This window comes from Companilactobacillus kimchiensis, from assembly GCF_001438805.1.
Lineage (GTDB): Bacteria > Bacillota > Bacilli > Lactobacillales > Lactobacillaceae > Companilactobacillus > Companilactobacillus kimchiensis.
Window position 1 is genome coordinate 1 of sequence record NZ_JQCF01000035.1, and the last position, 24,263, is coordinate 24,263.

Here is a 24,263-nt window from a genome sequence, read left to right on the forward strand (position 1 = left end):
CTTCTCTTCAACGTCTAATTAGATTAAATAAGTTTTAATCGTTTGATTGGTGATTAATTTACACTTGCCGATAATACTTGTCAACTCCATTTCCCAAAAGAATTGTTTATTTTCCACTAAGTTCGTTTAATTTTACAACTATACCAATTATCATTTTTACTGTTTAATGGCATAAAAAAAGGCATCCAACGATGGGATACCAAATTTTAAAATTTTATCTTCAATTTATTTAAAAAAATTATTCTTTTTTATCTTTACTCTGAATAACAGCCACAATTCCACTTTGAAAACTAAAATCAATCGTATCTTTAACAAATTCATTGCTGGCCCAACTAATTGGATGTCCTGCACTAAAATCAGTTAATTTATACTTAGCATCGAGAAGGTTTAAATGCGTCACTGGACCAAGATTAACAAAAGCGACGTACTTCATCCCGTTCTCATGAAAAATCGTATAGCGACCTGGTTTATAGAATCTAATCGTATTCGTTGCTGATTTATAATACAACTTATCGTAAAAATCTAAAAATCTTGGATCAAACGGTAAAAAGAGATTGACCAAAAAGTGATCAATTCTACCGCCAGTTGCACCATAAACATAATACTCTTGAGCATTAAATTTTTCCCTAGCTGCTAAAAGACAAAGTTCAGAATCTGTATCATCTTTTTCAGGCGGGAATTTTTTAAAAATAGGCACATTATCTTCGAGTAACTTTTGTTCTTTTTTATTGATTGAATCAAAATCACCGATAGCAATCTCAGGAATTATTCCATTGGCTAATAGATGTAGACTACCTCGGTCAGCCCCGACCCAAGGACCAGGAATGGCCTTGATACTCTGACTTAATTCTTCTGGGTATTCGCTTTGAGGTCCACCCAAAAGAATATTTACTCGGTTCATCGTTCGGCGTCGAAAGCCATTGAACGTAAACCATCAATTCGATCTTTCAAGCCTTCTTGACCATTGAAAAGATATGAACCAGCAACAAAGATATCAGCACCTGCTTTAGCACATTGAACAATGGTTTCGTCATTGATTCCACCATCGACCTCAATATCAAAATTATCATCAGCGGCTGTTTGACGAAGTTGATCCAATCGTTGAATCTTCTTTGTCATACCAGGAATAAATTTTTGACCACCGAAACCAGGATTAACTGTCATAACCAAAATACGATCAATCACTGGGAACAATTCCTTAACTGTTTCCAATGGTGTACCAGGGTTAATAACGACTCCCGCTTTGGCACCCAAACTCTTTACAAGTTCGATTGAACGATAAATATGTTGTGTACTTTCGGCATGAATCAAAACGGTATTAGCACCAGCATCGATCACTGGCTTAACGTAAGCATCAGGATTCTCCATCATCATATGGATATCAAGTGGCTTGTCAGTTACTCGACGCATTCCTTCAACCACACTAGGGCTAAAGGACATGTTAGGTACAAAGTTACCATCCATCATATCAATATGAAAAACATCAGCTCCAGCTTGATCAGCAGCTCTGACATCACGCTCTAAGTTCATTATATCTGCAGACAAAATTGATGGTGCAATTTTTACTGTCATTTAATTCAACTCCTCAATATCTTTTTTTGTACGAATTAATTTCGTTTAAAAAGTATAAATAGTCGTCGTAACGACTGTGCATTATATTGCCCTCATCCAATTCTTCCTTGACCTTACAATTAGGTTCATTCACATGGCGGCAACCTCTAAATTGACATTCACCGCTATATTCAAGAAATTCTGGGAATAAGGTTGGTAATTCTTCTGGTGTGATCTCCATTAAGTCAATCGATGAAAATCCAGGCGTATCAGCAACTAATCCGTCAGCAATATTAAATAATGAAACTTGTCTAGTCGTATGTTTCCCACGGTTTAAAACCTGGGAAATTGCAGCTGTGGCTAAGCCCAATTCTTTATCAATATGATTCAATAAAGTTGATTTACCAGCACCAGATTGTCCGGTAAAGACAGTTACTTTATTAGTAAAAGTTGCCTCTAACCGTCCAATCTGCTCTTCATTATAACTATCTTGATCATCAAAAATTTGATAACCTGCCGCCTGATAACCCTTGAGAACCTTCTGTAATTCCAGATACTTATCATCAGTCAATAAGTCAGACTTGGTTAAATAAATTAATGGTTCAATCCCATTATGTTCGATATTGACCAAAATTTTATCCAACAAGTTACTTGAAAAATTAGGTTCAGCTGCTGAAGTAACTACGATTGCTTGATCAATATTAGCAATTGGAGGACGAACTAAACTATTTTCACGAGGTAAGATTTCCAAAATATAACCCAAATCACCAGTCGCATCAAAAGTTACCTTATCACCAACTAACGGTTTGATCTTACGTTTACGGAAATTACCACGTGCTCGTGTTCTGATTATTTCTTCGCTCTCATCATCAACGACATCATAAAATCCACTGATCGACTTTATAATTCTTCCTGTTCTATCCATACATCACCCATTTACTGAACCACCAAGCACAGTCTTATTATCGCGCTCGACTACATAGGATCCAGTTTGTCCATCTTTTAAATTAAAACTCAATGTTACTGGTGTATCTGCAGTGATCGTCATCGTCTTATATGCTGTATTGATATTATGAGTAGCGTCTGAAATATAAATCGTCACGCTATTATTCCCACTTGCATCATAAGGAATCGTAATATCCTTATTGACAGTATTAGTTGATGATGAACTACCGCTATTACTATTGCTGCTATTACTATTACCATTACTGTCTTTATCACTAGTTGTTGACTTATCAGGATCTGGACCCTTTGACATAACCACAGTTAATGTCCCACCTTGGCTAATTGTACTATTAGCAGTCGGTGTTTGACTAACTAAAAGACCTTCTTCAATATCATCAGAATATTGATTCGAAGTACTCAAAGTAAGTCCAGTTTCACTGGCATAATCTTGAATACTCTTCAAGTTATAGCCAGTTAAATCACGTACTTTGATAACTTTTGGTTTTACAGTCTTTGTTTTAGCAATGGTCAAAGTAAGTGATTTATTTTTAGTTACAACCTTTTTACCGCTAGGAATACTCTGTTTAATAATTACCCCAGCTTCATACTGATTGGTTGCTTTATAATCAATCTTAACTTTAAAACCACGTTTCTTTAAATTATCAGAAACATCCTCATAATCCTTACCCACTAATTTAGGCATCTTATAATAAGTTGCACCCAAACTAACGACCAGATTAACTTTCGCACCATTTTTTAGTTTTAAGCCCTTAGTCGGAATTGATTTAACAACGTGACCAGCATCAACATCGTCATCGTTTTCCTTCGAAATATCTCCGACTGCCAGATTTGAACTCTTCAACATGACATTAGCCTGTTTGACCGTCAAATTAAAGAGATCTGGCACGGTAGTTTCCTGATTACTCTTGATCACCATGGCAATCAGGAATAATACCAAAACTAAAGGTACGATCGAGGCAAGCAAAATAATTTTATGTTTACGACTAAGTTTTTGGGGTTTATTAGCACCCATAGCGGACTTGTCACTTGTTTCATCAAGTGGCTCCATAACCCGAGTTTCTTCTAAATCATTTATGGGGATCGGTATAAACTTTGGCTCATCAGCACGCTCTGGCATCAGGCAAGTCGTCAAATCAGCACACATTTCTTTTACAGATTGATAGCGTTGATCTGGATCCTTAGCTGTAGCCTTCAAAACAGCATTCTCAAGTGGTTGAGGAATATTAGGGTCAATCTTACGTAGATCCGGCATTTCTTCTTTAGAATGCTTGAGAGCAACTGTCACTGCTGTATCTCCGGTAAATGGAACATGTTTGGTCAACAATTCAAAGAGAATAATTCCCAAAGCATAGATATCGGATAGAACAGTTGCTGAGCGACCTCTGATTTGTTCAGGCGACATGTAATGAACAGATCCCAATAGTGAGTTAGTTCTCGTAATTGAACGCTCACTTAAAGCTAGCGCAATTCCAAAATCAGATACTTTGACCTGAATAGGACTCTTCTTTTCATCAACCAAAATATTTTCTGGTTTTAAATCACGATGAATGATCCCATGTTCATGCGCATCTGAGACTGCCATACAAATCTGTTTCATAATATCGACAACTTCACTATATGAAATCGGAAAATGTGTCCGGATATATTTCTTTAAGTTCGGACCATCGACGTATTCAATCACAATGTATTGAACCCCATCATCATTTCCAACATCTAAAACGTTAACGATATTGGGATTGGAGAGACCACTAGTTGCCTTGGCTTCACGCCCAAATCTCCTTTTAACAGATTCATCATCTTGAAGATCATATCGTAAGGCCTTTACTGCTACCTTACGATTCAAAAGTGTGTCATTGGCCAAATAAACATTGGCCATTCCGCCTTCACCAAGTGTACCTAGGATCTCATAACGACCACCTACTAGGTAACCTTTCTCCATCTAATGATTACCTCCGTTATCTTTAGTAGAAAAGAGTAAGGCGGTAATATTATCTCTTCCACCGGCAGCATTAGCCTTGTCGATTAAAATATGACATTTCGTTTCCAAGCTCATCTTTTTCGACAAAATATCTTTAATTTCATTTTCAGGAACCATGTTAGTTAAACCATCAGTACACAAAAGAATGATTGCATTATCGATCAAATCAAAATTTTTCACACGTGGTTGGACTGTTTGAGAGACTCCCAATGTTTGTGTAATGATATTCTTCTGTGGATGATTTTCAGCCTCTTCAGGACTGATCTGCCCAGTTTCTAATAACTCATGAACCAATGAATGATCGACACTGAGTTGTTTTAATTCACCATCAGTATAGATATAACATCTAGAATCCCCGACATTTACGACCATCATCTTTGTTCCCACAAAAAAGACTCCAACCATAGTGGTACCCATACCGTTTAAATCATCAAATTGATTAGAAACCGACACGATTCGATCATTTTCTTTACTCAATTCTCGAATAATCCATTCCCGAAGCTCTTCTATATCTTCAACTTCGGATTCTTCAAAATTGTGTCCTAAATGAGAAACTGCCATATCAGAGGCAACATCACCACCACGATGACCACCCATCCCATCAGCAACAATTCCAAACACAATATCTTTCTTATTCTTGAAAACATTCACATAATCTTGATTGTTTTCTCTAAGCTTACCAACATCAGTTAATAGTGCATATTCCATCAGTTTAGACCTTACCTCTTTAGTTTTTTCTCACAAAAGTAGCTATAAAGAATCCATCTGTAAAGTAGTCACTTGGTAGAACTTTGAGCATGCCATTTTTGACCGACTTACTCATTACTTCATCATGCTTGACAGGTACTAGTTCGAAATTCTTATGTGCTGCTAAAAATTTCTCTACAACTTGTTCATTTTCTGCATCATCAAAAGTACATGTACTAAAGACCATTTTTCCGTCAACATCCAAAAGGTCAACCATACTATCAAGAATTTCTAATTGAACTCTTTGTAGGTTTCTTAAATCCTCTTCATGACGGAAGTATCTTAATTCAGGCTTTCTTCTCATCAAACCTAAACCAGAACATGGTGCATCAACTAAAATTCGATCAAAAGTAGTATTAAGTACCTCTTTAGCCTTTCTAGCATCAATAGCTCCGGTACTTATAATATCGCTATAACCCATTCGTTCGCTATTTTCAAGAATTAGCTTGGTCTTGTGTTTGTGGATATCTAAAGCTGTAACTTCACCCTCACCAGACTTCAAATAGCTAGCAATATGAGTTGTTTTACCACCAGGAGCAGCACAAGCATCAAGAACTTTACTATCAGGTTGAACGTCCAAAGCTGGAGCAACCAACATCGAACTTTCATCTTGAATAGTATAGAGTCCTTCTCGGAATTCTTCAGTGTTAACTAAATTACCATGTTCACATACTAAACCAACTGGTGAAATTTTGCTTAAACTCATGTCAAAACCTTGTTCGTCCAAGGTTTTCTTTAAATCAGCGACTGTAGTTTTATTAGTATTTACTCGAATAGAAATATGTGAAGGATGATTGATTGATTTCAAAATTTCTTCAGTTTTTTCCAATCCTTGTTCTTTTTCAAATAGATCAACTAACCAACGAGGCACACTGTACAAACGACTCATATCAAAAACAGAATCACTTCCCGGCATAACTCTTGAACCATGACGTTGGAAATTTCTTAAAACCGCATTGACCAGATTACCAGCACCTTGATTAGCACGTTGTTTAGCAATTTCAGTTGATTCATTCAAAATCGCATGGGCCGGGATCTTATCTAAATAAGCCATTTGATAAACAGCTGTTTGTAAAAGCAAGTTTAACCAAAGGTCAAGTTTCTTATCTTTAAGATATGGATCTAATTGATATTCCAAGACATATTTATTTTGGATCACACCATAAACAATATTTGTCATCAAACGACTGTCAGCGTCTGACATATCGGATTTATTTAAAATATTACTAATTTCGATATTTGAATATGCCTTATTTTGGAAGACTCTCGTTAATGCTTCAACAGCTAATGCTCGGGGATTATTTTTCATCAATGACTTGTTGTCCTTTTTCTAAGTTTTTGCCTAAACCATTCATATAGTTGGCAATATCCATAACTTTTTTACCAGCGGGTTGAATCTTTTTGATTGAAACACCTTGACCATCACCAGCAACGATGACCAATTTCTTCTTATCTAATTCTGAAACCGTTCCAACTGCTTGATCAGAATCAATTTTGACTACCTCTGTTTGATACATCTTCGTTCTTTGACCATCTAACAATGTCCAAGCACCTGGATCAGGACTCAAAGCTCTGATTTGGTCAGAAACTTGTTCAGCCGATTTAGTAAAATCAATATGCTCTTGGTCTTTGGAAATATTAGGTGAAAATACCACTTGGTCTGGATCTTGTTGAATTGGTTGAATATCACCACTCAAAATCTTAGGTATCGTATCCAACAATAATTCACGGCCAACTAATGCCATCTTATCAAATAAACTACCATTATCATCATCTTTTTCAATGGTTATTTTTTCTTGGCTGATGATATCGCCAGCATCCATACCTTTAACCATATACATGATGGTAATTCCAGTTTCCTTGTCACCATTTAGAAGTGACCATTGAATTGGAGCCCCACCACGATACTTAGGTAATAATGATCCATGGACATTAATTGCCGCCACTTTAGCTGAGTTCAAGAAACTAGTTGGTAAAAATTGTCCATAGGCCGCGGTAATAATCAAGTCAGCTTGTAAAGCCTTTAATTCCTCAACTTCTGGACTGCCAGGTAACTTAACTGGTTGAAATAATTTAATATTTTCATCTTCAGCAATTAATTTAACTGGGCTTTTTTGTAACTTCTGTTTACGGCCGACTGGTTTATCTGGCTGTGTCACTGCAGCAATCACATCATAACCTTCGCGTAAAAGTCCCTTCAAAACCGTAGCAGAAAATTCTGGTGTACCTAAAAATATAACTTTTGTCATTTAATCATCCTCACTAATCAATGTGTTGTGGTTCATTGTCGATTGCAATCGTAAATCCATTTTTGGCATCAGCTTGAGTTTCATTTAAAATCTCTAATAATCTCTGATGTAATTTTGGCTCATGCTTATATTTTACAATAATTTGATAATAATATTTGTTTTGTTTCCGAGAAATCATCGTAGGACTTGGTCCTAAGAGAATTGCATCCTTCGATAAAGCTGTTTGTAACTGTTTTTTCAGCCAATAACTTTGTTTTAAAGTTTTACCCTCATCCTGATTGGCTACACTGATCAAAGCTGTGAAGTAATACGGTGTGTAATTAGATTGGTGTCTGATATACATCTCTTGTTTAAAGAAGGTTTCATAATCCTGTGTTGAAGCATCCTTGATCGCATAATGATCGGGATTAAACGTTTGAATTACTACATGACCAGTTTTTTCAGCCCGACCAGCTCGACCACTAACTTGCGTCAACAATTGAAAAGTTCTCTCACTAGCGCGAAAATCAGCCAAACTCAAAGTTGTATCAGCATTGATTACGCCAACTAAAGTCACATCGGGAAAATCCAATCCCTTAGCAATCATTTGTGTCCCCAACAATATATCGGCTTTATGATCACCAAACTGTTTTAAAATTTTGGCATGGGCGCCTTTTCTTCTGGTCGTATCCACATCCATCCGTAAAACCCGTGCCTGTGGAAACAAATCGTTTAATTGTTGTTCAATATTTTGTGTACCTGTTCCATAAAAACCAATCTTTTTGCTTTTACAATTAGGGCAAAATTGGGGAACTGGTTCATCATGTCCACAATAATGACATTTCATTTTACCAAGATCTTTATGATAGGTCAGCGAAACATCACAATTAGGACACTTCAAAACAAAACCACATTCACGACACATCATAAATGATGAATAACCACGGCGATTCAATAGAATAATCGCCTGGTTATGTTGATCCAACGTTTCTTGTAGATTTTCCCTCAGAACTGGTGAAAAATCACCTTTAACCGCTGAATTCTCTGAATCACGCATATCTACGATCTTTACTTGAGGCAGATTTTTATTATTGATCCGCTTTTTCATTCTAATTAATTGATAAACACCCTTTTCAGCTCGGGCTCTAGATTCCAATGACGGCGTGGCACTTCCTAAAACAACTGGACATTTATTGACTTGAGCACGCCACAAAGCAACATCTCGTGCGTGATATCTAGGGTTGTCATCCTGCTTGTAACTACCTTCATGTTCCTCATCAATAATGATCAAGCCAATATGTTCCAAAGGTGCAAAAACAGCACTTCTTGCTCCTACAACTACTTTAACATCTCGATTTTCAATTCGGGTCCATTCATCATAACGCTCACCATTCGACAAACCACTGTGTAATACAGCAACTTGATCACCAAATCGACCAACCACTCGGTTGACCATTTGCGGCGTCAAAGAAATTTCAGGAACTAACATCAAGGCCGTTTTCTCTTGTTGTAAGGCCTTTTCAATTGTCTGCAAATAAACTTCCGTCTTACCACTACCAGTTACACCTTCAACTAAGAAAGTTTGAGGATTCTCTGTTTCAATAGCTGAATTGATCTGGTCGACAGCCGCTTGTTGCTCTTCAGTTAATTTCATTTTGGTCGTCTGTTCCGGAGTAATTCCCACTGGTTTACGTAATTTAGTAACTTCAACGACCCTAACTAAATCATTTTTTTCAGCCGTTTTAATAGCGGCCCGTGAAACCCCAAATTCTTTTTGTAAATCACTGAATTCAATCGGTAATTCATCTAAATGATCTGCCAAATATTCTAACAATTTAATTTGTGATTTGGCATTAGCTCTTAATTTACTCTTGGCTTCATGAAGCTGGATCACATTCAAATCGGTTGTCACAGCTTGACGTTTAACTTGTAATGCCTGGTTCTCAACCACATATTGAATATCAATTTTATTATTTCTTCGTAATCTATTTATTAATTTTATCGTCTCATCATCCAATTGACCAGTAATCTCAAAAGTTGGTTTACCGTTAAATAAGCGCACCACTTCTGGATCAACCTCATCAATCGCAACAACATATTGTTTATATTTAGCCCGCATGACACTTGGCAACATTGTCTGCAAACAGGATATTTGAAAAGAATATGTTCGATCAGCCAACCAGTAAGATAGTTTTAACATTTCATCGGACAATACTGGTTTCAAATCGATCACACGAGCAATTGGTTTTAATTTACCTTGGAAGTCACTCGTCTCTTTGACTCTCATGACAAATCCTTGAATTTTTCTCCTACCACGTCCAAAAGGAACTTCAACTCGCATCCCTGGTACAACCACATCAGTTAGCGTTTCTGGTATCAAATATTCAAAAGGTCTGTTAGTTTGCATTGTAGGTACATCTACAATTATCTCTGCTACTGACATAAAAACCACCTATCAAAAAATTTAACTTATAAAATTTTTATTTTAGAATAAAAAATCCCCCACTAATTCGAAAATCAGTGAAGGAATAATTTTTACTAGTTATCTTCTTTTTTCTCTTCTTCGATCTTTTCAGCTTCTTTTTCAAGAAGAATTGAATTAGGATCGATTTCAATCTTGTCATCAGCAATTTCTTCAAAAGCACGACCAACAGTTCTTGGTGATTCGTACTTGTTTAGTAATTCAATATCACCGTCTTCAAGTTGGTGTGCTCTCTTAGCTGCAAGAACTGCTAGTGAATAACGAGAATCAACTCGGTCTAAAAGCTTATCAATTGATGGATAAATAATCATAAATTATTAATCTCCTATTATTTTTTTGTATTGGTCAATTACACGTGCCACTCTTAAGTGTTCACTTCTAATTATACCTTCAATTTTTTCAACTGCATTAGGTATTTTATCATTTACAACAGCATAGTCATAGCTTGTCATCATTTGAATCTCTTTTTTGGCCTTTTCCATGCGTTTATCGATTGTTTTTTCGTCGTCTGTTCCACGATGAGTAATACGATCTCTTAAACTAGTCAAATCAGGTGGAGTAAGGAAAATAAAGACACCATCAGGCATTTTTTCACGGACTTGCATCGCACCATTAACTTCAATTTCCAATAAAACATCAATTCCAGCATCTAACTTCTGGTTAACATATTTTAAAGGTGTTCCATAATAATGATCGACATACTTAGCGTATTCTAGCATTCCGTCATTCTTGATTTCTTCTTCAAATTCTTCATTTGTTCGGAAATAGTAATCAACTCCATCGACCTCACCAGGACGCATTTGACGAGTAGTCATTGAAACAGAATAATCAAATTTAATTGATGAATTCTTTAACATTGCTTTTCTAACAGTTCCTTTACCTACTCCAGATGGACCTGATAAAACGATTAACATTCCCCTTGTTGACATAATTAAATTATCCCTACTATCTATATAATATGATATCTATAATGCAATAAAATCACACGTTTTTCAAGCGTTTATACTTAGTCAAGATAAAAAAACATTAAGAAATAAAAAAATAAAGTTGCTCTTTCGAACATGGGTTCGTATAATGTAGATACAAACAAGTGTTCGGGGGTTTAAAAATGCAAGCAAGACAATTACGCAATCGTTTCACTACAAATCTAATCAACAATACCACTAACTTTATTAATAATAACTTCGATTTTAATCTTGAGCCTAAGTCTCAACTTCAAATCAAGCAGATGCCTTTAATGCAATTACAGATTTTTGCAGAACAGAGTTTTTCTAAAAAATATTCTGTCGTTATTACAATGTTAAACGACAAACAACTTCAAGGCAAATTTATTTCACAAGTTAATAAGAATAAATTTGTTTTCAAAGTCAATTCAGCTCTTTTTGGTATCATCGCACTCAATCAAATCAAGTCAATCAATCTAGTCTAAACGTTTTTGTTCACCTTGGGCTAGCTCTAATAATTCTTGAGCATGCTGCCTAGTTAAATCAGTCACTTTAGTTCCAGCCAACATCAATGAAATAGCTTCAATCCTTTGGAGATCGTTAAGTAAGGAAACTTTTGTTTCCGTTTTATCCTTAACGGTCTCTTTTTCAATCTCAAATTGTAGATCACTCATTGCAGCAACTTGTGGCAAATGCGTGATACAAAGCACTTGCAAAAATTGTGAAACCTTATAGATCTTATCACCGATTGCTTGTGCAACTCGACCACTAACTCCAGTATCAATTTCATCAAAAACAATTGTTTCAACGTTCATCTTTTCAGCAATGATAGCCTCAAAAGCCAAAATCACACGGGAAAGTTCCCCACCGGAAGCTACTCTGACTAATGGTTTAAAATCTTCACCAATATTAGTTTTCAAGTCAAAGTGAATTTGATCGATTCCATTAACAGATAAACTCTCATCTAATGATGTAAAGGACACTCCAAATTTAGCATTCGGCATATAGAGATCTTTTAACTGGTGATTGATCGACTTCTCTAGGGCTGTGGCAGTTTTATGACGTTTTTTCGAAATTTCCTTACCCAAATTGATCAACTCCGTCTGGGAATCAGCAATATCCTTTTCCAACGCTGCTTCAGTATTATCATCAATATCGATCTCTGACAATTCGCGATGAGCCTTTTCACCAAAATCAATCACTTCATCAAGCGTAGGGCCATATTTCTTTTTCAAACTGTCCAAGGTAATTAAACGCTTTTGAATATTATCCAAACGGTTTTCATCAAAATCTAAATTATCCAACTGATCAGAAATAGTGGCAGCATTATCCTGTAACTGATAATAAGCTCCATTAATTGAATCATACAGCTCCTTATATGAATTATCATAATCCATAATATCCTCTAGTTGATCACGAACGTTTCCTAAAGCATCAACTACGCCGATATTATTTTCGGATAACCCTCGATAACTCTCTTGTAAAGATGAACTAATTTTCTCAAAATTAGATAACTGATTCTTTTCATCTTCTAATTTATCGTCTTCACCGACAACTAATTTGGCACTGTCAATCTCTTCAATTTGAAACTTTAACATATCAATTCGTTGAACTAAATTCTGAGAATTTTTCTGAATTGTTCGTAAACGACTTCGTTTATCAAGATAATCACTGAATAGACCCTGATATTTTAATAAATCATTTTGAAATTTATCATCGGCAAACCGGTCCAAAATATTGATATGATTGTCTTCATTCAATAATTCCTGTTGTTGATTTTGCCCATGGATTTCAACTAAAAAACGCCCTGCTTGACGTAAGACATTGGTCTTAACTAGTTCATTGTTAATTCGACAAACATTTCGGCCTTTACGATTAATCTCTCGTTTGATAATAATCTGGTTATCATCATGAGCAATCCCATATTCATCCAAGATAGCAAAAAGAGGACTACTTGATTTCACTTCAAATAGTCCCTGCACATTAAGTTGCTCTTGTCCTGTTCTAATAAAATCAATTGACGATCTGCTTCCGACCAATAATCCTAAAGCATCAATAATAATTGACTTACCTGCACCAGTTTCACCGGTCAAAGCTGTCATCCCATCATGAAAATCAATTTGCAATTTGTTGATGATCGCAAAGTTATTGATTATTAGTTTTTTTAGCATTATTTCACCTATTTGTTAAGATTCGAGTATGCTGCTTCCATAGTCTTTTCAACTGAAACATTCTCAAGAATTTCGCCAGCCTGATCTGTCTCAGGTTTTTGAATATGCATCAAGAATTCAATGTTACCCTCGCCACCTTTAATAGGTGAGAAGTCTAACCCAGAAACAATAAATCCAGCTGTTTTGGCAAAATTAGTGATTTTTTCCAATACCATCTTATGAACTTTATGATCACGAACGATTCCATGCTTACCAACATTTTCTGGTCCCGCTTCAAATTGAGGCTTGATCAAACAAACAGCATCAGATCCCGGCAGAATAATATTGAACATTGGTGGCAAAATCAATTCCAAAGAAATAAATGAAACATCAGTCATCGCAAAAGCAGGTAGACCTTCGTGAAAATCATCTGGTTTACTATAACGGAAGTTTACTCGTTCCATCACAACAACCCGTTCATCTTGACGAAGCTTCCAGGCCAATTGATTGTAACCAACATCCAAGGCATAAACCATTGTGGCACCATTTTGCAATGCTACATCGGTAAAACCACCTGTTGAAGAACCAATATCCAAACAAATACGATCTTTTAAGTCAATATCAAATGACTTCAAAGCCTTTTCAAGCTTGTAGCCACCACGACTAACGTATTTGCTATGAGCGTTCTTTGCTAAATGAAAAACGGTATCAGCTGCAACCTTTTCACCTGGCTTATCAAAGCGAAGATTATCTTGATTATAAACTTCACCTGCCATAACTGAACGTTTTGCTTGTTCCCGTGACTCAAATAAATTTTGTTGAACTAATAAAACATCTATTCTTTCTTTTGCCAATATATGTCACCTATTCTTTAAAATAATCCAAAAAGCTTACCAGTAAGTTTTTATCGAATTTTTCTTCCTTCAAAACTGCGTTCAAAGCATCTTTAACTAAATCATTTAATTTAGTCTCCGTAGCTGCTTTGCCAATCAAATTTGGGAAGGTATTTTTGTCGTCGTCTTCACCGTCATCGGCATCATTTAAATCATCTTTCAGTTGAAATGCTAAACCAATATCATTCGCATATTGAACTAAATGTTTAGATAATTCATGACCGGCGCAAAAAGCACCTATTGTTACGGCAGCGGTCATTAAATCTGCTGTCTTTTGTTTATGTAAAGTTGTTAATTCAGTTTCATTTAACTGTTTATCTTCCATAGTGATGTCAGTCATTTGTCCAGCAACCATGCCCATGGGACCAGCATTATGAGCCAAAATTCTAACTGCTGCCATTCTTTTGTCAGTATCCAAACTTGATTTGGCTATCCAATAAAAAGCTTGAGTCAATAGACCATCACCAGCAAGAACTGCTGGACCAACTCCAAATTGCTTGTGATTAGCCAACTTCCCTCGTCGATAATCGCTATCATCCATTTCTGGTAGATCATCGTGAATCAAGGAATAGGTATGGACTAACTCGATTGCTCCGGCAATATCGAAGTATTTAGGCAAATCTTCCAATTTCACACCACTAGAATAAGCAACTGCTAAGAACAACATGGGACGAACCCGTTTACCGCCGGCATCGAGTGAATAAAGCATGGCATCTCTTAAAGTTGCTTGTTTAATTTCAGTCGTCAGACGCTCATTTAAGAACTGATTAAAATCTGGTAATATTTGCTCACAAAATTCAGGAAAGTTTTTAATTTGCATAATTAATCTTTTCCTTCATCCTGATCATTCTTGACATTGATCTCTTGGCCATCTTTAGTCATGATTTTAGTTACAGTTGCTTCAGCATCACTAAGAGTCTTTTCAAGATCCTTGCTCAAGGTAACACCTTTCTTGAATTTTTCCATAGCTTCTTCCAAGGGGACGTTTCCTGATTCAAGATTAGTCACAATTTCTTCTAGATCAGCTAGATTTTCTTCAAATGTCTTTTTTTTCTCAGCCATCATTATCCTCGCTTACTTCTTTGGTTATTAACTTAACATTTCCGTTTCTAACGTGTAGATCAACTTCTTGATCAATTTTATAATCAGAAACATCTCTTAATACTTTACCTGATTTAGTAGTTGGAATAGCATAGCCCCGGCTCAAAGTCTTCAGTGGACTTAATGAATCCAAAGCGGCCACCCGACTATTAAATACATTACGGTTTTTATTGATAACTTTATTAACATTATTGATCAAAATCTGATAATTACGATTGACCTGATTGCCATAGCTATAAATTTGATCTCGTGGTGAAACACGGACCAAACGATTGGCATACTGAATCAAATTTGTTTTGGAGCGATTCAAAGTATTATTTAAATTTTGATGCAATTTATCTTGTAGATAATCGACCTTTTGTAGGTAAACCTCATAGATACGTTCAGGATGCTGTAAAAAGGCATTCTGAGACAACGAATCCACTCGGTTACGGTAATTACCTATAATGTTGTTTTGTGCGTTGTAGAGTCTTGTATTCAGCCCCTGTAACTGCAGCAAAACTTCACTTAAAACAGGCGTTGCTAATTCAGCAGCGGCTGTTGGGGTTGCAGCTCGAAGGTCAGCCACCAGATCGGCAATCGTCGTATCAGTTTCATGACCAACAGAACTGATCACCGGAATCTTACTATTGACGATAGCTTCAGCAACTATTTCTTCATTAAATGGCCAGAGGTCCTCAATCGATCCACCACCACGACCAATGATAATCGTATCAAAGTCCCCAGTTTCATTGATTCGTTTCAACTGTTGAACAATTGTTCCCGCTGCTTCTTGTCCTTGAACCTGAGCGGGATACAAAACCAATTGAACGATTGGGTATCTTCTGGAAACAGTCGTCATAATATCATGAATAACAGCACCTGACTGACTAGTTACGACAGCAATTCGTTTAGGAAACTTAGGAATCTCTTTTTTTGGTAGATCAAAGATACCCTGATCGGATAGTTTCTTCTTCAACTGCTCATAAGCAGCATACAAAGCACCCAATCCAACCGGTTCCATTGAATCAATATAGATTTGATATGAACCAGATGGTTCATATAGAGAAATTCGGCCTTGGACAAGAACTTTCATTCCTTCTTCCGGCTTAAATTTAACTTTTTCAAAACTACCTTTGAACATAATTGCTGCTATTTTAGCTTTATCATCCTTTAAGGAAAAGTATTGATGAGCATGTGGACGCATTCTAAAGTTAGAAATCTCGCCTACCAAATAAACGTGGCCCAAATAAGGGTCCACGTCAAATTTTCTCTTCAAATATTGGCTTAAAGCCGTGACTGTTAAATATTGATCACTTTCCATTTGCCCTGCCTTCGGCTAATTCAATCACTTGATCTACTAATGCAGTAATCGTCATTGGACCAACACCACCAGGAACGGGTGTCATCATTGCAGCCTTGTCTGCAACATCATCAAAATCAACATCTCCACAAAGCTTGCCATTTTCGTCACGATCCATTCCGACATCAATAACAATTGCTTGGTCTTTGACATAATCTTGTGTAATAAACTTGGCTCTTCCAATGGCTACAACTAGCACATCAGCCTTACTTGTTATTTCTTTAAGGTTCTTAGTATGTGAATGTGTGATCGTTACAGTGGCATTACGATCCAACATCAAAGCAGCAGTTGGTTTCCCAACAATATTACTACGGCCAACAATAACAACATTTTTGCCATCAAGGTCAACACCATAATGATCCAACATCATTAAAATCCCTGAAGCAGTAGCTGGTTTAGTTAGTGGTGTACCAATCCAGAGATTCCCTACACTGATGGGTGTAAACCCATCAACATCTTTGTTAGGATCAATTGCTTCAATTACTTTATCCTCATCGATATGATCAGGAACTGGCAATTGAACAATGAATCCATCAACATCTTTATCATTATTTAACTCATCAATTTTGGCTAACAGTTCTCTTTCGGAAACTGTTTCGTCAAAATGAATCAGTTGAAAATTAATTCCTAGTTTCTCAGCACGACGTTTCTTATTACGTACATAAACGGCACTGGCACTATTCTCACCGACTAAAATCACAGCAAGTCCAGGAGTTACACCCTTTTTCTTTAAATCTTCAACCCGTTTAGTCATCGTTTCATCTAAGGCTGCAGCTACTTTTTTACCTTCTAATAATTTCATACTAATCACCATAAAAAGGCTGGTAAATTTACCAGCCTTATCCCTCTACAAAATTAGATAAAATACCATTAACAAAGGACTTAGAGTCCTTGTCGCCAAATTCACCAGCCATTTCGATTGATTCATCGATGGCTACCTTCTTTGGTACTTCTAAACTATTTTCCATTTCAAATAATCCGATTCGTAAAATTGAACGATCAATTCTCGAAAGACGTTTGACGGTCCATTTATTCTTCAGATGTTCAGCAATCTCTTTATCAAGGTCATCTTGATGTTCGATTGCACCAGAAACTAGAAAAGTTAAATAATCAGGCACCGCTTCATCAGTTAGGTCGCATAGTTGCATGGTAGATGCGATTGCTACATCTGGAGTGTCTTTAGTAGTTTCAATAGAAAATAGTGATTGAACTGCGAGTTCTCTGATCTTATGTCTGTTTATCACTAGTTTTATTCCTTTTTATCTGTTGTTACACGCTCTATTTCGCCAGATTCTTTCTTAGCGATTAGTCCTACAACATGCACGTTAATCTCACTTAAGTCTAAATCGGTCATGAATTCAAGTTGTTCAATGGCTGATTTTTGGATCTCCAATGATACTTTGGGGATCGATACGCCATAATTCAAATATACATAAACATCCGCAGATACTTTATCATCGTTGAACGACACATCAACGCCCTTACCATGATTGATTCGGCCGAAAAGTGAATCTATCCGATTAGAGATAGTTCCACGCATTTCATAAACTCCATCAATTTGGTTTGTAGCAATTCCCAGAAGAATCTCAATAACTTGATGTGATATTTCAACATTACCGTTAACTTTTCCACTATCTTGTTGTAGAGAAACATATTTTTGTTCAGCCATAAACTTTTATCTCCATAATCAGTTATTAATTAAGCACGTGAAATGTAAGTACCATCTTGTGTATTAATAGTTAATGTATCACTTTCGTTAACGAAGAATGGTACTTGCACAACTAGGCCTGTTTCCATTGTAGCTGGTTTTGAACCACCTGATTGTGTATCACCCTTAATTGATGCTTGGGTTTCAGTAACCTTAAGATCAACTGTATTAGGGATATCAACACCGATAGTTTCGCCGTTGTACAACATAACACTAACTTCCATGTTTTCTTTCAAGTACTTCAATTGTTCTTGAATTTGTTCTGCCGGAATTGTTAGTTGTTCATAAGTTGTTGTATCCATGAACACGTGGTTTTCACCATCTGCATATAGATATTGCATCTTTTTACTTTCAATACTTGCCTTTTCAACTTTAGCAGTTGATCTGAAAGTCATTTCTTGAACGGCACCGGTTCTTAGGTTCTTTAACTTAGAACGAACGAAAGCTCCACCTTTACCTGGCTTAACATGCTGAAATTCTACAACACGCCAGATACTATCTTTTACTTCAATTGTAAGTCCATTTTTAAATTCATTTACTGAAATTGACATTCTATTCTCCCTTGTTTTGTCAGATTTTACCGATAAAACACTATACATTATCTTACCAATGTTTTGGTACTAATGGCAATAACTCATACTTAATTATATAAAAAAAAGAGGAACAATGTCCTCTTTTTAATCAATATATTAATATACTGAAACTTGTTTCTTGTCTCTGCCAAGTCTTTCGAACTTAACGACACCATCTGCAAGCGCGAACAATGTATCATCGCCACCGCGACCTACATTAACACCTGGGTGAATTTTTGTACCGCGTTGTCTGTAAATAATTGAGCCAGCAGTGATAGCTTGGCCATCAGCACGCTTAGCACCTAATCTACGACCTGCTGAATCACGGCCGTTACTTGTTGATCCACCACCCTTATGGTGAGAGAAAAATTGTAAATTCATCTTAAGCATGAAGTTTACCTCCTAATCAAGATCTATCTTATTTTTTTGTACTTGAACTTCAATGTTTTTTGAATAACTACCTTCAATATCTTTCAATATCCAAAATAAATTATCCAATAACAAGGCAGTATCATGCGATATCGCTTTGTCAAATTGGCAACCTAAATGACCACCATTTACCTCATCCATGACAACCTGAGGCACGGCTTTAGTAAGCTTCTCCAGATTGTTGATTGTTCCAATTGTTACTGCCGAAACAGCAGCACAGACTAAATCTTGACCATAAGGCCCCGAATCAGCATGTCCTTTAATTAAAAAGGAATCAATCTGTTGATCTGAATTCTGGTGAAAACTCGCCCTAATCATGTTAATTAACCTTTGATACTGTCGATAAGTACCTTTGTATATGGTTGACGGTGACCTGTCTTTTTGTGTGAATGCTTCTTAGGTTTGTATTTGTAAGTAACAACTTTCTTTTCCTTACCTTGTTTCTCTACTTTACCAGAAACACTAGCGCCTTCAACTACAGGGCTACCAATTTTAACAGACTTGCCATCAGAAACTAAGATTACATCATCAAATGTAACTGCGTCCCCTTCTTTGACATCAAGCTTTTCAATATAAATTGAAACATTTTCTTCAACTTTATATTGCTTACCACCAGTTTTAATAATTGCGTACATAAGTGTACACTCCCTTCTAAGACTCGCCAGTTAGGTGCACTAAGCTTAAACCTAATTTTGAGCGGTTGTAGATGCAATAGTGATTGCAACTTATAAAATATAGCAAAAATTTAATTACTTTTCAACCATATTTGTTAAATTTTTCCAAAATCCTGCATTCATTGTTAATAAAATCAAGATCAACAAACCGATTATACTTACTAGCATCGAAAACTTGGCAATCAAAGTATAGTGATAACTAATTTCGATATTATTTTGTCCAGTCTGGGTTTTGATTTGAACGGTACCCCGTTGCGAAACCTTGGGAGCGACCTTTTCATTATTTATTGAAACATCAATTCCTTTATAGAAAAGAACCGGAATATCCATTTTAACTGAATCTTTATTATAATAGCTTACCAGATAAATATTAGGTGTCGTTGTAAATGGCAACGATGCTTGTTTATTATTGACCAAAAATTTGTGTTGCTTTAATTGATCACTATATTTCAAACTGTTCACCGGATAATAATCTTTTTGATCAAAACTCTGAATATAGTGATTACCATTCTTAGCTGTTACTGATTCAATTGGCGATGGTTGGCGATTAAGATTGGTACCACTAATAAATACTTGTGTTACACAGGCTGCTACCGTCAAAATCAAGACAAATAATTTCAAAACTGGTGAACGTTTTTTCAAAAGTTGAGCTAGAATATGACTCAAATAAATTGCTAGAAAGAACGTAACTAGATTTAAAAATCTCCAGGGAAATTGTAAGAAATTAAAAAAAGTATCTTGTAAATATTTCCAAGGAAAAACACTTGTAGAAATCACTAAACCAATAATTGCTTCAATTGCTACTAATTTGTAAGCAAATTTATCTTTCCAGATAAATAGCAGAATAACTAGTAACGTTGCTAGAGAAATAATACCTAAAGAATAACTTCTTACATCAGTGTGCAATGAATTCATTGCTAAAACCAATGGTTTTTGAGCCGTTTGAGTCAAATCCAATAGTGCTGGTCGATTAGTAGTAACAGCACGTTTTTGTTCTAACATCGGTAAAACAAAGCCCAGAATTGCCACAGCAACCATCAATATCGCTTGAATTCCAGCTAAAATTAGCTGGCCCCAATATTTCCAACTATGCGAAACTTTTGAGAATAAAACTAAAAATACCAAAGGAATCAACATTACGATCGTAATAAATGCCGTCAATGGATGCGTCATAATTATCAAAGCTATTCCTAAGGCAAATAATGGCCACTTATTAAATTCACCCGCCAGCATCTTAGCAAAAGCGTAAAACACCATAGGAATAAAAATATAAGAAATATATTCTGCTAAACCAACTCGATAAAAGACACTGGCCAATCTGAAAAATGACAGTGTATAAATAATCGAGAATAAAACAGCTTGTAATGTATCATTGGAATATTTTTCCATAAAATAATAAGCACTGATAAAGGTTAAAAATGTAATCAAGGTTAAGAAGATCAAGAAACTTAAAACTGGATTACCAAAAATTTTAAAAATTAAATATCCTGGTGAAATTGTTAACCACGGATAAAAAAGACTCGTAATATTTCCAACATGATTCCAATAATCAAAATTGACTGGCGAATTAAGAATATTTCCTAAACTGTCAATCCGATTCAAATGAAACAGCATATCAAAACTGTCGATCAACCGAATATTTCCATACGGTGAAAATAAAAATGTGTAAAAAATACTTAAAACTAGAAAAGTAACACCTATGATGGTCCTTTTCGATGCACGATTTGACATAAAACCCCTCTTTTAAGCAGTATTAACTTTTGGATGGCACTAAAAAAGATTGTAGCAAAACTACAATCCCCTCCAAAAAATATTCTATTTTAATTAAATTGCCACCGATGTTACAAAAATCAATGATAAGAATAGCGCCATGAATAAAGAAATTACCAGCTTACCACGTTTAAAATTGACTTTTGTGAACACTCTCGTTAGTAATACTAAAGCGACAATTAAAAGTACACTTGTCGTAACCCCGACTTTAGCACTGATAATATTCAACTGCGTCATCACTGCTGCAACCAAATCCAAAAGTATAAATGCTGTTGTAACGAAAAATGAATACTTTCTTTCCAAACATCCCACCTCTAAAATCCTAAGCAAAAATTGCTTAAATTCTAAGCACAACAGCTACATTTTAAAGTCCATTTATATAAATTGCAATATAATTTTTATATAGTAATTTAACAATGCCGTGTAACAGGCATTTATGGCATATTTTTTTTACACTTTATATGATTGCCAAGGAAAATCCTTTGGATAACGCTGATTAATTATCGAGACACTCTTCAAATCGTCCGAATCCAATTCCAAAACCAAACGGTCACTGTCATAAACAGGCCACTCGTATTTTATTGTTTCATCGTAAGGCTTGCCGCTCATAATAAATTCACAAACTAAATTAATCATGTGCGTTTGATTGCTCCGATAGTCGATATTCAATTCTCCATTAGTAGTATTTAGAAACTTTACAACTCCACCATGCTGACCATCAAAAACTTTTGCATAGTTACAGTAAATCTCCGCATTACTCTTTTGAATCAAGAAATCAGCCAATTTTCTGGCTGGTAATGTATACATCGCATTACCCAACATTTGGACAAAATCTTTCTTCGAATAAGTATCCGGCAAAAGTTGTTTCTGAATCACTGCAGCATTCTTTCCAAATAAATCTGTCAAAGTATTATTTTCCAAATTATTAATATTTAAGGATTTCAATTCTTCTAGTTCATCGCTACCAGCAGAAATCAAGGTTTTAAAATCCGTCCTATCTACTCGTTGCAACAATTTATCCTGCCAATCATCAGAAATCAAGTCATTATCGATTACTGGACCAAACCAAGTTGTAGGCAAATGACCATCTAAAGCATGATTTTGGACTAGTTGAAGCCCATCATCAGTTAGGTTAAATAAATCCTTGCTTGATTTGATGTGATTTTCCTGACATATAAAATCAGAAACTTTTTCAGCTGTGGCTAAATCACGAATGGTCTGTACTCCACCAGAAAAAAGAATAATTTTGGAGATTCGATCCAGAATAACCGAATTAGATGCCATCAAAGCTGCAATTGATTTTGCTCCAGCTGATAAGCCAATTAAACTGATATTCTTAACATCGCCACCAAAACTCTTAGCGTTGTCGATCACCCATTGAATAGCCATCAACTGATCAGATAAACCAACATTGGTATCGCCACCTTCGATTTTGCCCCATCCAAAGAGACCTAGACGATAGTTGGGAACAATATGAACGATTGATTCATGATCCAACCAAGACATCTGTTTTTTATAATTACCGCCCCGTAAAAAACCGCCGCCGTAAAATTCAATGACAATAGGATACTTTCCATCAACATCCGGTGTACAAATATCTAAGTTCAAACAATTTTCGCCAAAAGTAACCTTATTTTCTTGATTTAAAGCTTCATCTTGCATTGGTTGAACGCCATGATGCACGGAATAATGTAATTTGTTCACTTCATTATTTCCGAATTTTGTGATTGAGAATTCTTCAGCACGTTTAAATCTTCGACCATAACCAAATGGAATTCCTAAAAAATCAACATGGCTGTGATCCATCACACCGTGATATGTACCTGTAGTAGTTTTTATTATCTTCTTCATTTAAAAATAAACCCCCAATGAACAAAATATCAATTTAGTTAATATTCTAAACTAATAATATTAATGTACAAGATTTTCATGTAACCATTTTTACAACAAATTAATATGAAATTATTCATAATTTTCCTTGTCTACTAAAATAACATTGTATATAATTTCAAAGATATGTTTTTAAGGGAGATTAATATATGGTATTAACAGACGCACAAAAACGCGCCAACGAAAAATGGCACAAAAACCACCGTGATCGCGCTAATTACATTGCAATGCGGTCATCAGCAAGAAGCTTTATTAGAAAAAAGTCGACTTTAGATGATTTAAAGGAACTAGAAGATATCATCACTAATCGTCGCAAGGAACTTGTTCAACCCTAAAATAGTTTTGCCTAATACTTTATTCTTTATATTTGTAAATATATAAATTTTTTCATAAAATAAGACATAATAATATGTCAATTGTAATATTCCTGATATAATTTAATTGTAGATAAGGGGATTGAAAGCCTTATCTAATACCTATTTTGTCCAGAAGCTGATGACATAAAAAGCTGCAATTATTTCGGAGATGACAATTATGAAATTGATACTATGGATCAAATCATTATTGAAAACCGAAAGAACTGAAACTTCCACACAAGATAAAGAGGTACTTTGCGAGCTAGAGGCTGAAAACAAAGCTTTTATCTACGGAAAGTAATGTTAAAAATAATGCTATTAGTAAATTATTATTAGGGGTGGTTCACTTATAAATTAAGTGAACCTTTTATTTTGCTTAAATTAAGATTTTTTTTAATATATATCAAATTTTAGATTGACATAAACCAATATCTTTAACTATAATAGTAGAAGTGATGTCACAGTGGCTCAGTTGGATAGAG

Annotated in this window: 28 protein-coding genes and 1 other annotated feature; of the genes, 3 read left to right on the forward strand and 25 right to left on the reverse strand. The window is 35.5% G+C overall.

Annotated features, from left to right (window positions below; genetic code table 11):
* Nucleotides 1-238: 238 nt before the first annotated feature.
* The 10 genes from IV57_RS11720 to gmk all read right to left on the reverse strand — a co-directional run bounded on the left by IV57_RS11720 (nucleotide 239) and on the right by gmk (nucleotide 10,881).
* Nucleotides 239-901: a thiamine diphosphokinase gene (locus tag IV57_RS11720; RefSeq protein ID WP_057881705.1), complete on the reverse strand. Its 663-nt coding sequence runs from the start codon at nucleotides 899-901 to the stop codon at nucleotides 239-241.
* Entirely contained in the window at nucleotides 898-1,572 is a 675-nt protein-coding gene (gene rpe, locus IV57_RS11725) for a ribulose-phosphate 3-epimerase (RefSeq protein ID WP_057881706.1), read from the reverse strand. Before rpe ends, IV57_RS11720 begins: the two co-directional genes overlap by 4 nt.
* 13 nt (nucleotides 1,573-1,585) lie before the next feature.
* Complete coding sequence (gene rsgA, locus IV57_RS11730; protein WP_057881707.1) at nucleotides 1,586-2,476, reverse strand: ribosome small subunit-dependent GTPase A; 891 nt, start codon at nucleotides 2,474-2,476, stop codon at nucleotides 1,586-1,588.
* Nucleotides 2,477-2,479: 3 nt separating this feature from the next.
* Nucleotides 2,480-4,456, reverse strand: coding sequence for a Stk1 family PASTA domain-containing Ser/Thr kinase (gene pknB, locus IV57_RS11735; RefSeq protein WP_057881708.1), 1,977 nt, complete (start codon nucleotides 4,454-4,456; stop codon nucleotides 2,480-2,482).
* The gene (locus IV57_RS11740; protein ID WP_057881709.1) at nucleotides 4,457-5,203 is read right to left on the reverse strand and encodes a Stp1/IreP family PP2C-type Ser/Thr phosphatase; all 747 of its coding nucleotides are present in this window, start codon (nucleotides 5,201-5,203) and stop codon (nucleotides 4,457-4,459) included.
* Between the two features lie 19 nt (nucleotides 5,204-5,222).
* A complete protein-coding gene (rsmB, locus tag IV57_RS11745) occupies nucleotides 5,223-6,551 on the reverse strand; it encodes a 16S rRNA (cytosine(967)-C(5))-methyltransferase RsmB (RefSeq protein WP_057881710.1) in 1,329 nt (442 codons plus the stop codon).
* Entirely contained in the window at nucleotides 6,541-7,491 is a 951-nt protein-coding gene (fmt, locus tag IV57_RS11750; RefSeq protein ID WP_057881711.1) for a methionyl-tRNA formyltransferase, read from the reverse strand. The genes rsmB and fmt overlap by 11 nt, the downstream gene beginning before the upstream one ends.
* 13 nt (nucleotides 7,492-7,504) lie before the next feature.
* On the reverse strand, nucleotides 7,505-9,913 hold the full coding sequence (priA, locus tag IV57_RS11755; RefSeq protein ID WP_057881712.1) for a primosomal protein N': 2,409 nt from the start codon (nucleotides 9,911-9,913) through the stop codon (nucleotides 7,505-7,507).
* 95 nt (nucleotides 9,914-10,008) lie between these two features.
* The gene (rpoZ, locus tag IV57_RS11760; protein WP_057881713.1) at nucleotides 10,009-10,263 is read right to left on the reverse strand and encodes a DNA-directed RNA polymerase subunit omega; all 255 of its coding nucleotides are present in this window, start codon (nucleotides 10,261-10,263) and stop codon (nucleotides 10,009-10,011) included.
* A gap of 6 nt (nucleotides 10,264-10,269) precedes the next feature.
* Nucleotides 10,270-10,881: a guanylate kinase gene (gmk, locus tag IV57_RS11765; RefSeq protein WP_057881714.1), complete on the reverse strand. Its 612-nt coding sequence runs from the start codon at nucleotides 10,879-10,881 to the stop codon at nucleotides 10,270-10,272.
* 179 nt (nucleotides 10,882-11,060) lie between these two features.
* Here gmk and IV57_RS11770 point away from each other — a divergent pair, with 179 nt between their 5' ends.
* A complete protein-coding gene (locus tag IV57_RS11770) occupies nucleotides 11,061-11,381 on the forward strand; it encodes a hypothetical protein (protein ID WP_057881715.1) in 321 nt (106 codons plus the stop codon).
* On the opposite strand, the gene recN is transcribed toward IV57_RS11770, so the two are convergent.
* The 15 genes from recN to IV57_RS11845 all read right to left on the reverse strand — a co-directional run bounded on the left by recN (nucleotide 11,373) and on the right by IV57_RS11845 (nucleotide 23,386).
* Nucleotides 11,373-13,067, reverse strand: a complete 1,695-nt coding sequence (gene recN, locus IV57_RS11775) for a DNA repair protein RecN (protein ID WP_057881716.1) — start codon at nucleotides 13,065-13,067, stop codon at nucleotides 11,373-11,375. The genes IV57_RS11770 and recN overlap by 9 nt on opposite strands.
* Before the next feature lie 8 nt (nucleotides 13,068-13,075).
* Nucleotides 13,076-13,900 (reverse strand): TlyA family RNA methyltransferase, encoded by an 825-nt coding sequence (locus IV57_RS11780; RefSeq protein ID WP_057881717.1) that lies wholly within the window; start codon nucleotides 13,898-13,900, stop codon nucleotides 13,076-13,078.
* A gap of 10 nt (nucleotides 13,901-13,910) precedes the next feature.
* Nucleotides 13,911-14,759 carry a polyprenyl synthetase family protein gene (locus IV57_RS11785; protein WP_057881718.1) on the reverse strand — a complete coding sequence of 283 codons (849 nt, stop codon included), beginning with the start codon at nucleotides 14,757-14,759 and terminating at the stop codon, nucleotides 13,911-13,913.
* Between the two features lie 2 nt (nucleotides 14,760-14,761).
* Nucleotides 14,762-15,001 (reverse strand): exodeoxyribonuclease VII small subunit, encoded by a 240-nt coding sequence (locus IV57_RS11790; RefSeq protein ID WP_057881719.1) that lies wholly within the window; start codon nucleotides 14,999-15,001, stop codon nucleotides 14,762-14,764.
* A complete protein-coding gene (gene xseA / locus IV57_RS11795) occupies nucleotides 14,994-16,343 on the reverse strand; it encodes an exodeoxyribonuclease VII large subunit (RefSeq protein WP_057881720.1) in 1,350 nt (449 codons plus the stop codon). Before xseA ends, IV57_RS11790 begins: the two co-directional genes overlap by 8 nt.
* Nucleotides 16,333-17,184, reverse strand: a complete 852-nt coding sequence (locus IV57_RS11800) for a bifunctional 5,10-methylenetetrahydrofolate dehydrogenase/5,10-methenyltetrahydrofolate cyclohydrolase (protein ID WP_057881731.1) — start codon at nucleotides 17,182-17,184, stop codon at nucleotides 16,333-16,335. The genes xseA and IV57_RS11800 overlap by 11 nt, the downstream gene beginning before the upstream one ends.
* 37 nt (nucleotides 17,185-17,221) lie before the next feature.
* Nucleotides 17,222-17,626 carry a transcription antitermination factor NusB gene (nusB, locus tag IV57_RS11805; RefSeq protein WP_057881721.1) on the reverse strand — a complete coding sequence of 135 codons (405 nt, stop codon included), beginning with the start codon at nucleotides 17,624-17,626 and terminating at the stop codon, nucleotides 17,222-17,224.
* A gap of 5 nt (nucleotides 17,627-17,631) precedes the next feature.
* Nucleotides 17,632-18,051 carry an Asp23/Gls24 family envelope stress response protein gene (locus IV57_RS11810; protein WP_057881722.1) on the reverse strand — a complete coding sequence of 140 codons (420 nt, stop codon included), beginning with the start codon at nucleotides 18,049-18,051 and terminating at the stop codon, nucleotides 17,632-17,634.
* Nucleotides 18,052-18,080: 29 nt separating this feature from the next.
* Nucleotides 18,081-18,641 carry an elongation factor P gene (gene efp, locus IV57_RS11815; protein ID WP_057881723.1) on the reverse strand — a complete coding sequence of 187 codons (561 nt, stop codon included), beginning with the start codon at nucleotides 18,639-18,641 and terminating at the stop codon, nucleotides 18,081-18,083.
* A 138-nt stretch (nucleotides 18,642-18,779) separates the two neighbouring features.
* Nucleotides 18,780-19,052 carry a 50S ribosomal protein L27 gene (rpmA, locus tag IV57_RS11820; RefSeq protein ID WP_057881724.1) on the reverse strand — a complete coding sequence of 91 codons (273 nt, stop codon included), beginning with the start codon at nucleotides 19,050-19,052 and terminating at the stop codon, nucleotides 18,780-18,782.
* 12 nt (nucleotides 19,053-19,064) lie between these two features.
* Nucleotides 19,065-19,409 carry a ribosomal-processing cysteine protease Prp gene (locus IV57_RS11825; protein WP_057881725.1) on the reverse strand — a complete coding sequence of 115 codons (345 nt, stop codon included), beginning with the start codon at nucleotides 19,407-19,409 and terminating at the stop codon, nucleotides 19,065-19,067.
* Nucleotides 19,410-19,414: 5 nt separating this feature from the next.
* The gene (gene rplU, locus IV57_RS11830; protein WP_057881726.1) at nucleotides 19,415-19,726 is read right to left on the reverse strand and encodes a 50S ribosomal protein L21; all 312 of its coding nucleotides are present in this window, start codon (nucleotides 19,724-19,726) and stop codon (nucleotides 19,415-19,417) included.
* 9 nt (nucleotides 19,727-19,735) lie between these two features.
* Nucleotides 19,736-19,803: a sequence feature (ribosomal protein L21 leader region), on the reverse strand.
* Nucleotides 19,804-19,840: 37 nt separating this feature from the next.
* Nucleotides 19,841-21,496, reverse strand: a complete 1,656-nt coding sequence (locus IV57_RS11835; protein WP_057881727.1) for a DUF6541 family protein — start codon at nucleotides 21,494-21,496, stop codon at nucleotides 19,841-19,843.
* A gap of 93 nt (nucleotides 21,497-21,589) precedes the next feature.
* Nucleotides 21,590-21,838 (reverse strand): hypothetical protein, encoded by a 249-nt coding sequence (locus IV57_RS11840; protein WP_057881728.1) that lies wholly within the window; start codon nucleotides 21,836-21,838, stop codon nucleotides 21,590-21,592.
* Between the two features lie 147 nt (nucleotides 21,839-21,985).
* Nucleotides 21,986-23,386: a carboxylesterase family protein gene (locus IV57_RS11845; RefSeq protein ID WP_057881729.1), complete on the reverse strand. Its 1,401-nt coding sequence runs from the start codon at nucleotides 23,384-23,386 to the stop codon at nucleotides 21,986-21,988.
* Nucleotides 23,387-23,574: 188 nt separating this feature from the next.
* Here IV57_RS11845 and IV57_RS11850 point away from each other — a divergent pair, with 188 nt between their 5' ends.
* On the forward strand, nucleotides 23,575-23,760 hold the full coding sequence (locus IV57_RS11850; protein WP_057881730.1) for a hypothetical protein: 186 nt from the start codon (nucleotides 23,575-23,577) through the stop codon (nucleotides 23,758-23,760).
* Nucleotides 23,761-23,959: 199 nt separating this feature from the next.
* Nucleotides 23,960-24,082 (forward strand): hypothetical protein, encoded by a 123-nt coding sequence (locus IV57_RS13460; protein ID WP_269083230.1) that lies wholly within the window; start codon nucleotides 23,960-23,962, stop codon nucleotides 24,080-24,082.
* Nucleotides 24,083-24,263: the final 181 nt, after the last annotated feature.

Excerpts from the sequence above, each read along its gene's own strand:
- IV57_RS11720 (WP_057881705.1), bottom strand. The coding sequence starts at position 901 with ATGAACCGAGTAAATATTCTTTTGGGTGGACCTCAAAGCGAATACCCA.
- rpe (WP_057881706.1), bottom strand. The coding sequence starts at position 1,572 with ATGACAGTAAAAATTGCACCATCAATTTTGTCTGCAGATATAATGAAC.
- rsgA (WP_057881707.1), bottom strand. The coding sequence starts at position 2,476 with ATGGATAGAACAGGAAGAATTATAAAGTCGATCAGTGGATTTTATGAT.
- pknB (WP_057881708.1), bottom strand. The coding sequence starts at position 4,456 with ATGGAGAAAGGTTACCTAGTAGGTGGTCGTTATGAGATCCTAGGTACA.
- IV57_RS11740 (WP_057881709.1), bottom strand. The coding sequence starts at position 5,203 with ATGGAATATGCACTATTAACTGATGTTGGTAAGCTTAGAGAAAACAAT.
- rsmB (WP_057881710.1), bottom strand. The coding sequence starts at position 6,551 with ATGAAAAATAATCCCCGAGCATTAGCTGTTGAAGCATTAACGAGAGTC.
- fmt (WP_057881711.1), bottom strand. The coding sequence starts at position 7,491 with ATGACAAAAGTTATATTTTTAGGTACACCAGAATTTTCTGCTACGGTT.
- priA (WP_057881712.1), bottom strand. The coding sequence starts at position 9,913 with ATGTCAGTAGCAGAGATAATTGTAGATGTACCTACAATGCAAACTAAC.
- rpoZ (WP_057881713.1), bottom strand. The coding sequence starts at position 10,263 with ATGATTATTTATCCATCAATTGATAAGCTTTTAGACCGAGTTGATTCT.
- gmk (WP_057881714.1), bottom strand. The coding sequence starts at position 10,881 with ATGTCAACAAGGGGAATGTTAATCGTTTTATCAGGTCCATCTGGAGTA.
- IV57_RS11770 (WP_057881715.1), top strand. The coding sequence starts at position 11,061 with ATGCAAGCAAGACAATTACGCAATCGTTTCACTACAAATCTAATCAAC.
- recN (WP_057881716.1), bottom strand. The coding sequence starts at position 13,067 with ATGCTAAAAAAACTAATAATCAATAACTTTGCGATCATCAACAAATTG.
- IV57_RS11785 (WP_057881718.1), bottom strand. The coding sequence starts at position 14,759 with ATGCAAATTAAAAACTTTCCTGAATTTTGTGAGCAAATATTACCAGAT.
- IV57_RS11790 (WP_057881719.1), bottom strand. The coding sequence starts at position 15,001 with ATGGCTGAGAAAAAAAAGACATTTGAAGAAAATCTAGCTGATCTAGAA.
- xseA (WP_057881720.1), bottom strand. The coding sequence starts at position 16,343 with ATGGAAAGTGATCAATATTTAACAGTCACGGCTTTAAGCCAATATTTG.
- IV57_RS11800 (WP_057881731.1), bottom strand. The coding sequence starts at position 17,184 with ATGAAATTATTAGAAGGTAAAAAAGTAGCTGCAGCCTTAGATGAAACG.
- IV57_RS11810 (WP_057881722.1), bottom strand. The coding sequence starts at position 18,051 with ATGGCTGAACAAAAATATGTTTCTCTACAACAAGATAGTGGAAAAGTT.
- efp (WP_057881723.1), bottom strand. The coding sequence starts at position 18,641 with ATGTCAATTTCAGTAAATGAATTTAAAAATGGACTTACAATTGAAGTA.
- rpmA (WP_057881724.1), bottom strand. The coding sequence starts at position 19,052 with ATGCTTAAGATGAATTTACAATTTTTCTCTCACCATAAGGGTGGTGGA.
- IV57_RS11825 (WP_057881725.1), bottom strand. The coding sequence starts at position 19,409 with ATGATTAGGGCGAGTTTTCACCAGAATTCAGATCAACAGATTGATTCC.
- rplU (WP_057881726.1), bottom strand. The coding sequence starts at position 19,726 with ATGTACGCAATTATTAAAACTGGTGGTAAGCAATATAAAGTTGAAGAA.
- IV57_RS11835 (WP_057881727.1), bottom strand. The coding sequence starts at position 21,496 with ATGTCAAATCGTGCATCGAAAAGGACCATCATAGGTGTTACTTTTCTA.
- IV57_RS11845 (WP_057881729.1), bottom strand. The coding sequence starts at position 23,386 with ATGAAGAAGATAATAAAAACTACTACAGGTACATATCACGGTGTGATG.
- IV57_RS11850 (WP_057881730.1), top strand. The coding sequence starts at position 23,575 with ATGGTATTAACAGACGCACAAAAACGCGCCAACGAAAAATGGCACAAA.
- IV57_RS13460 (WP_269083230.1), top strand. The coding sequence starts at position 23,960 with ATGAAATTGATACTATGGATCAAATCATTATTGAAAACCGAAAGAACT.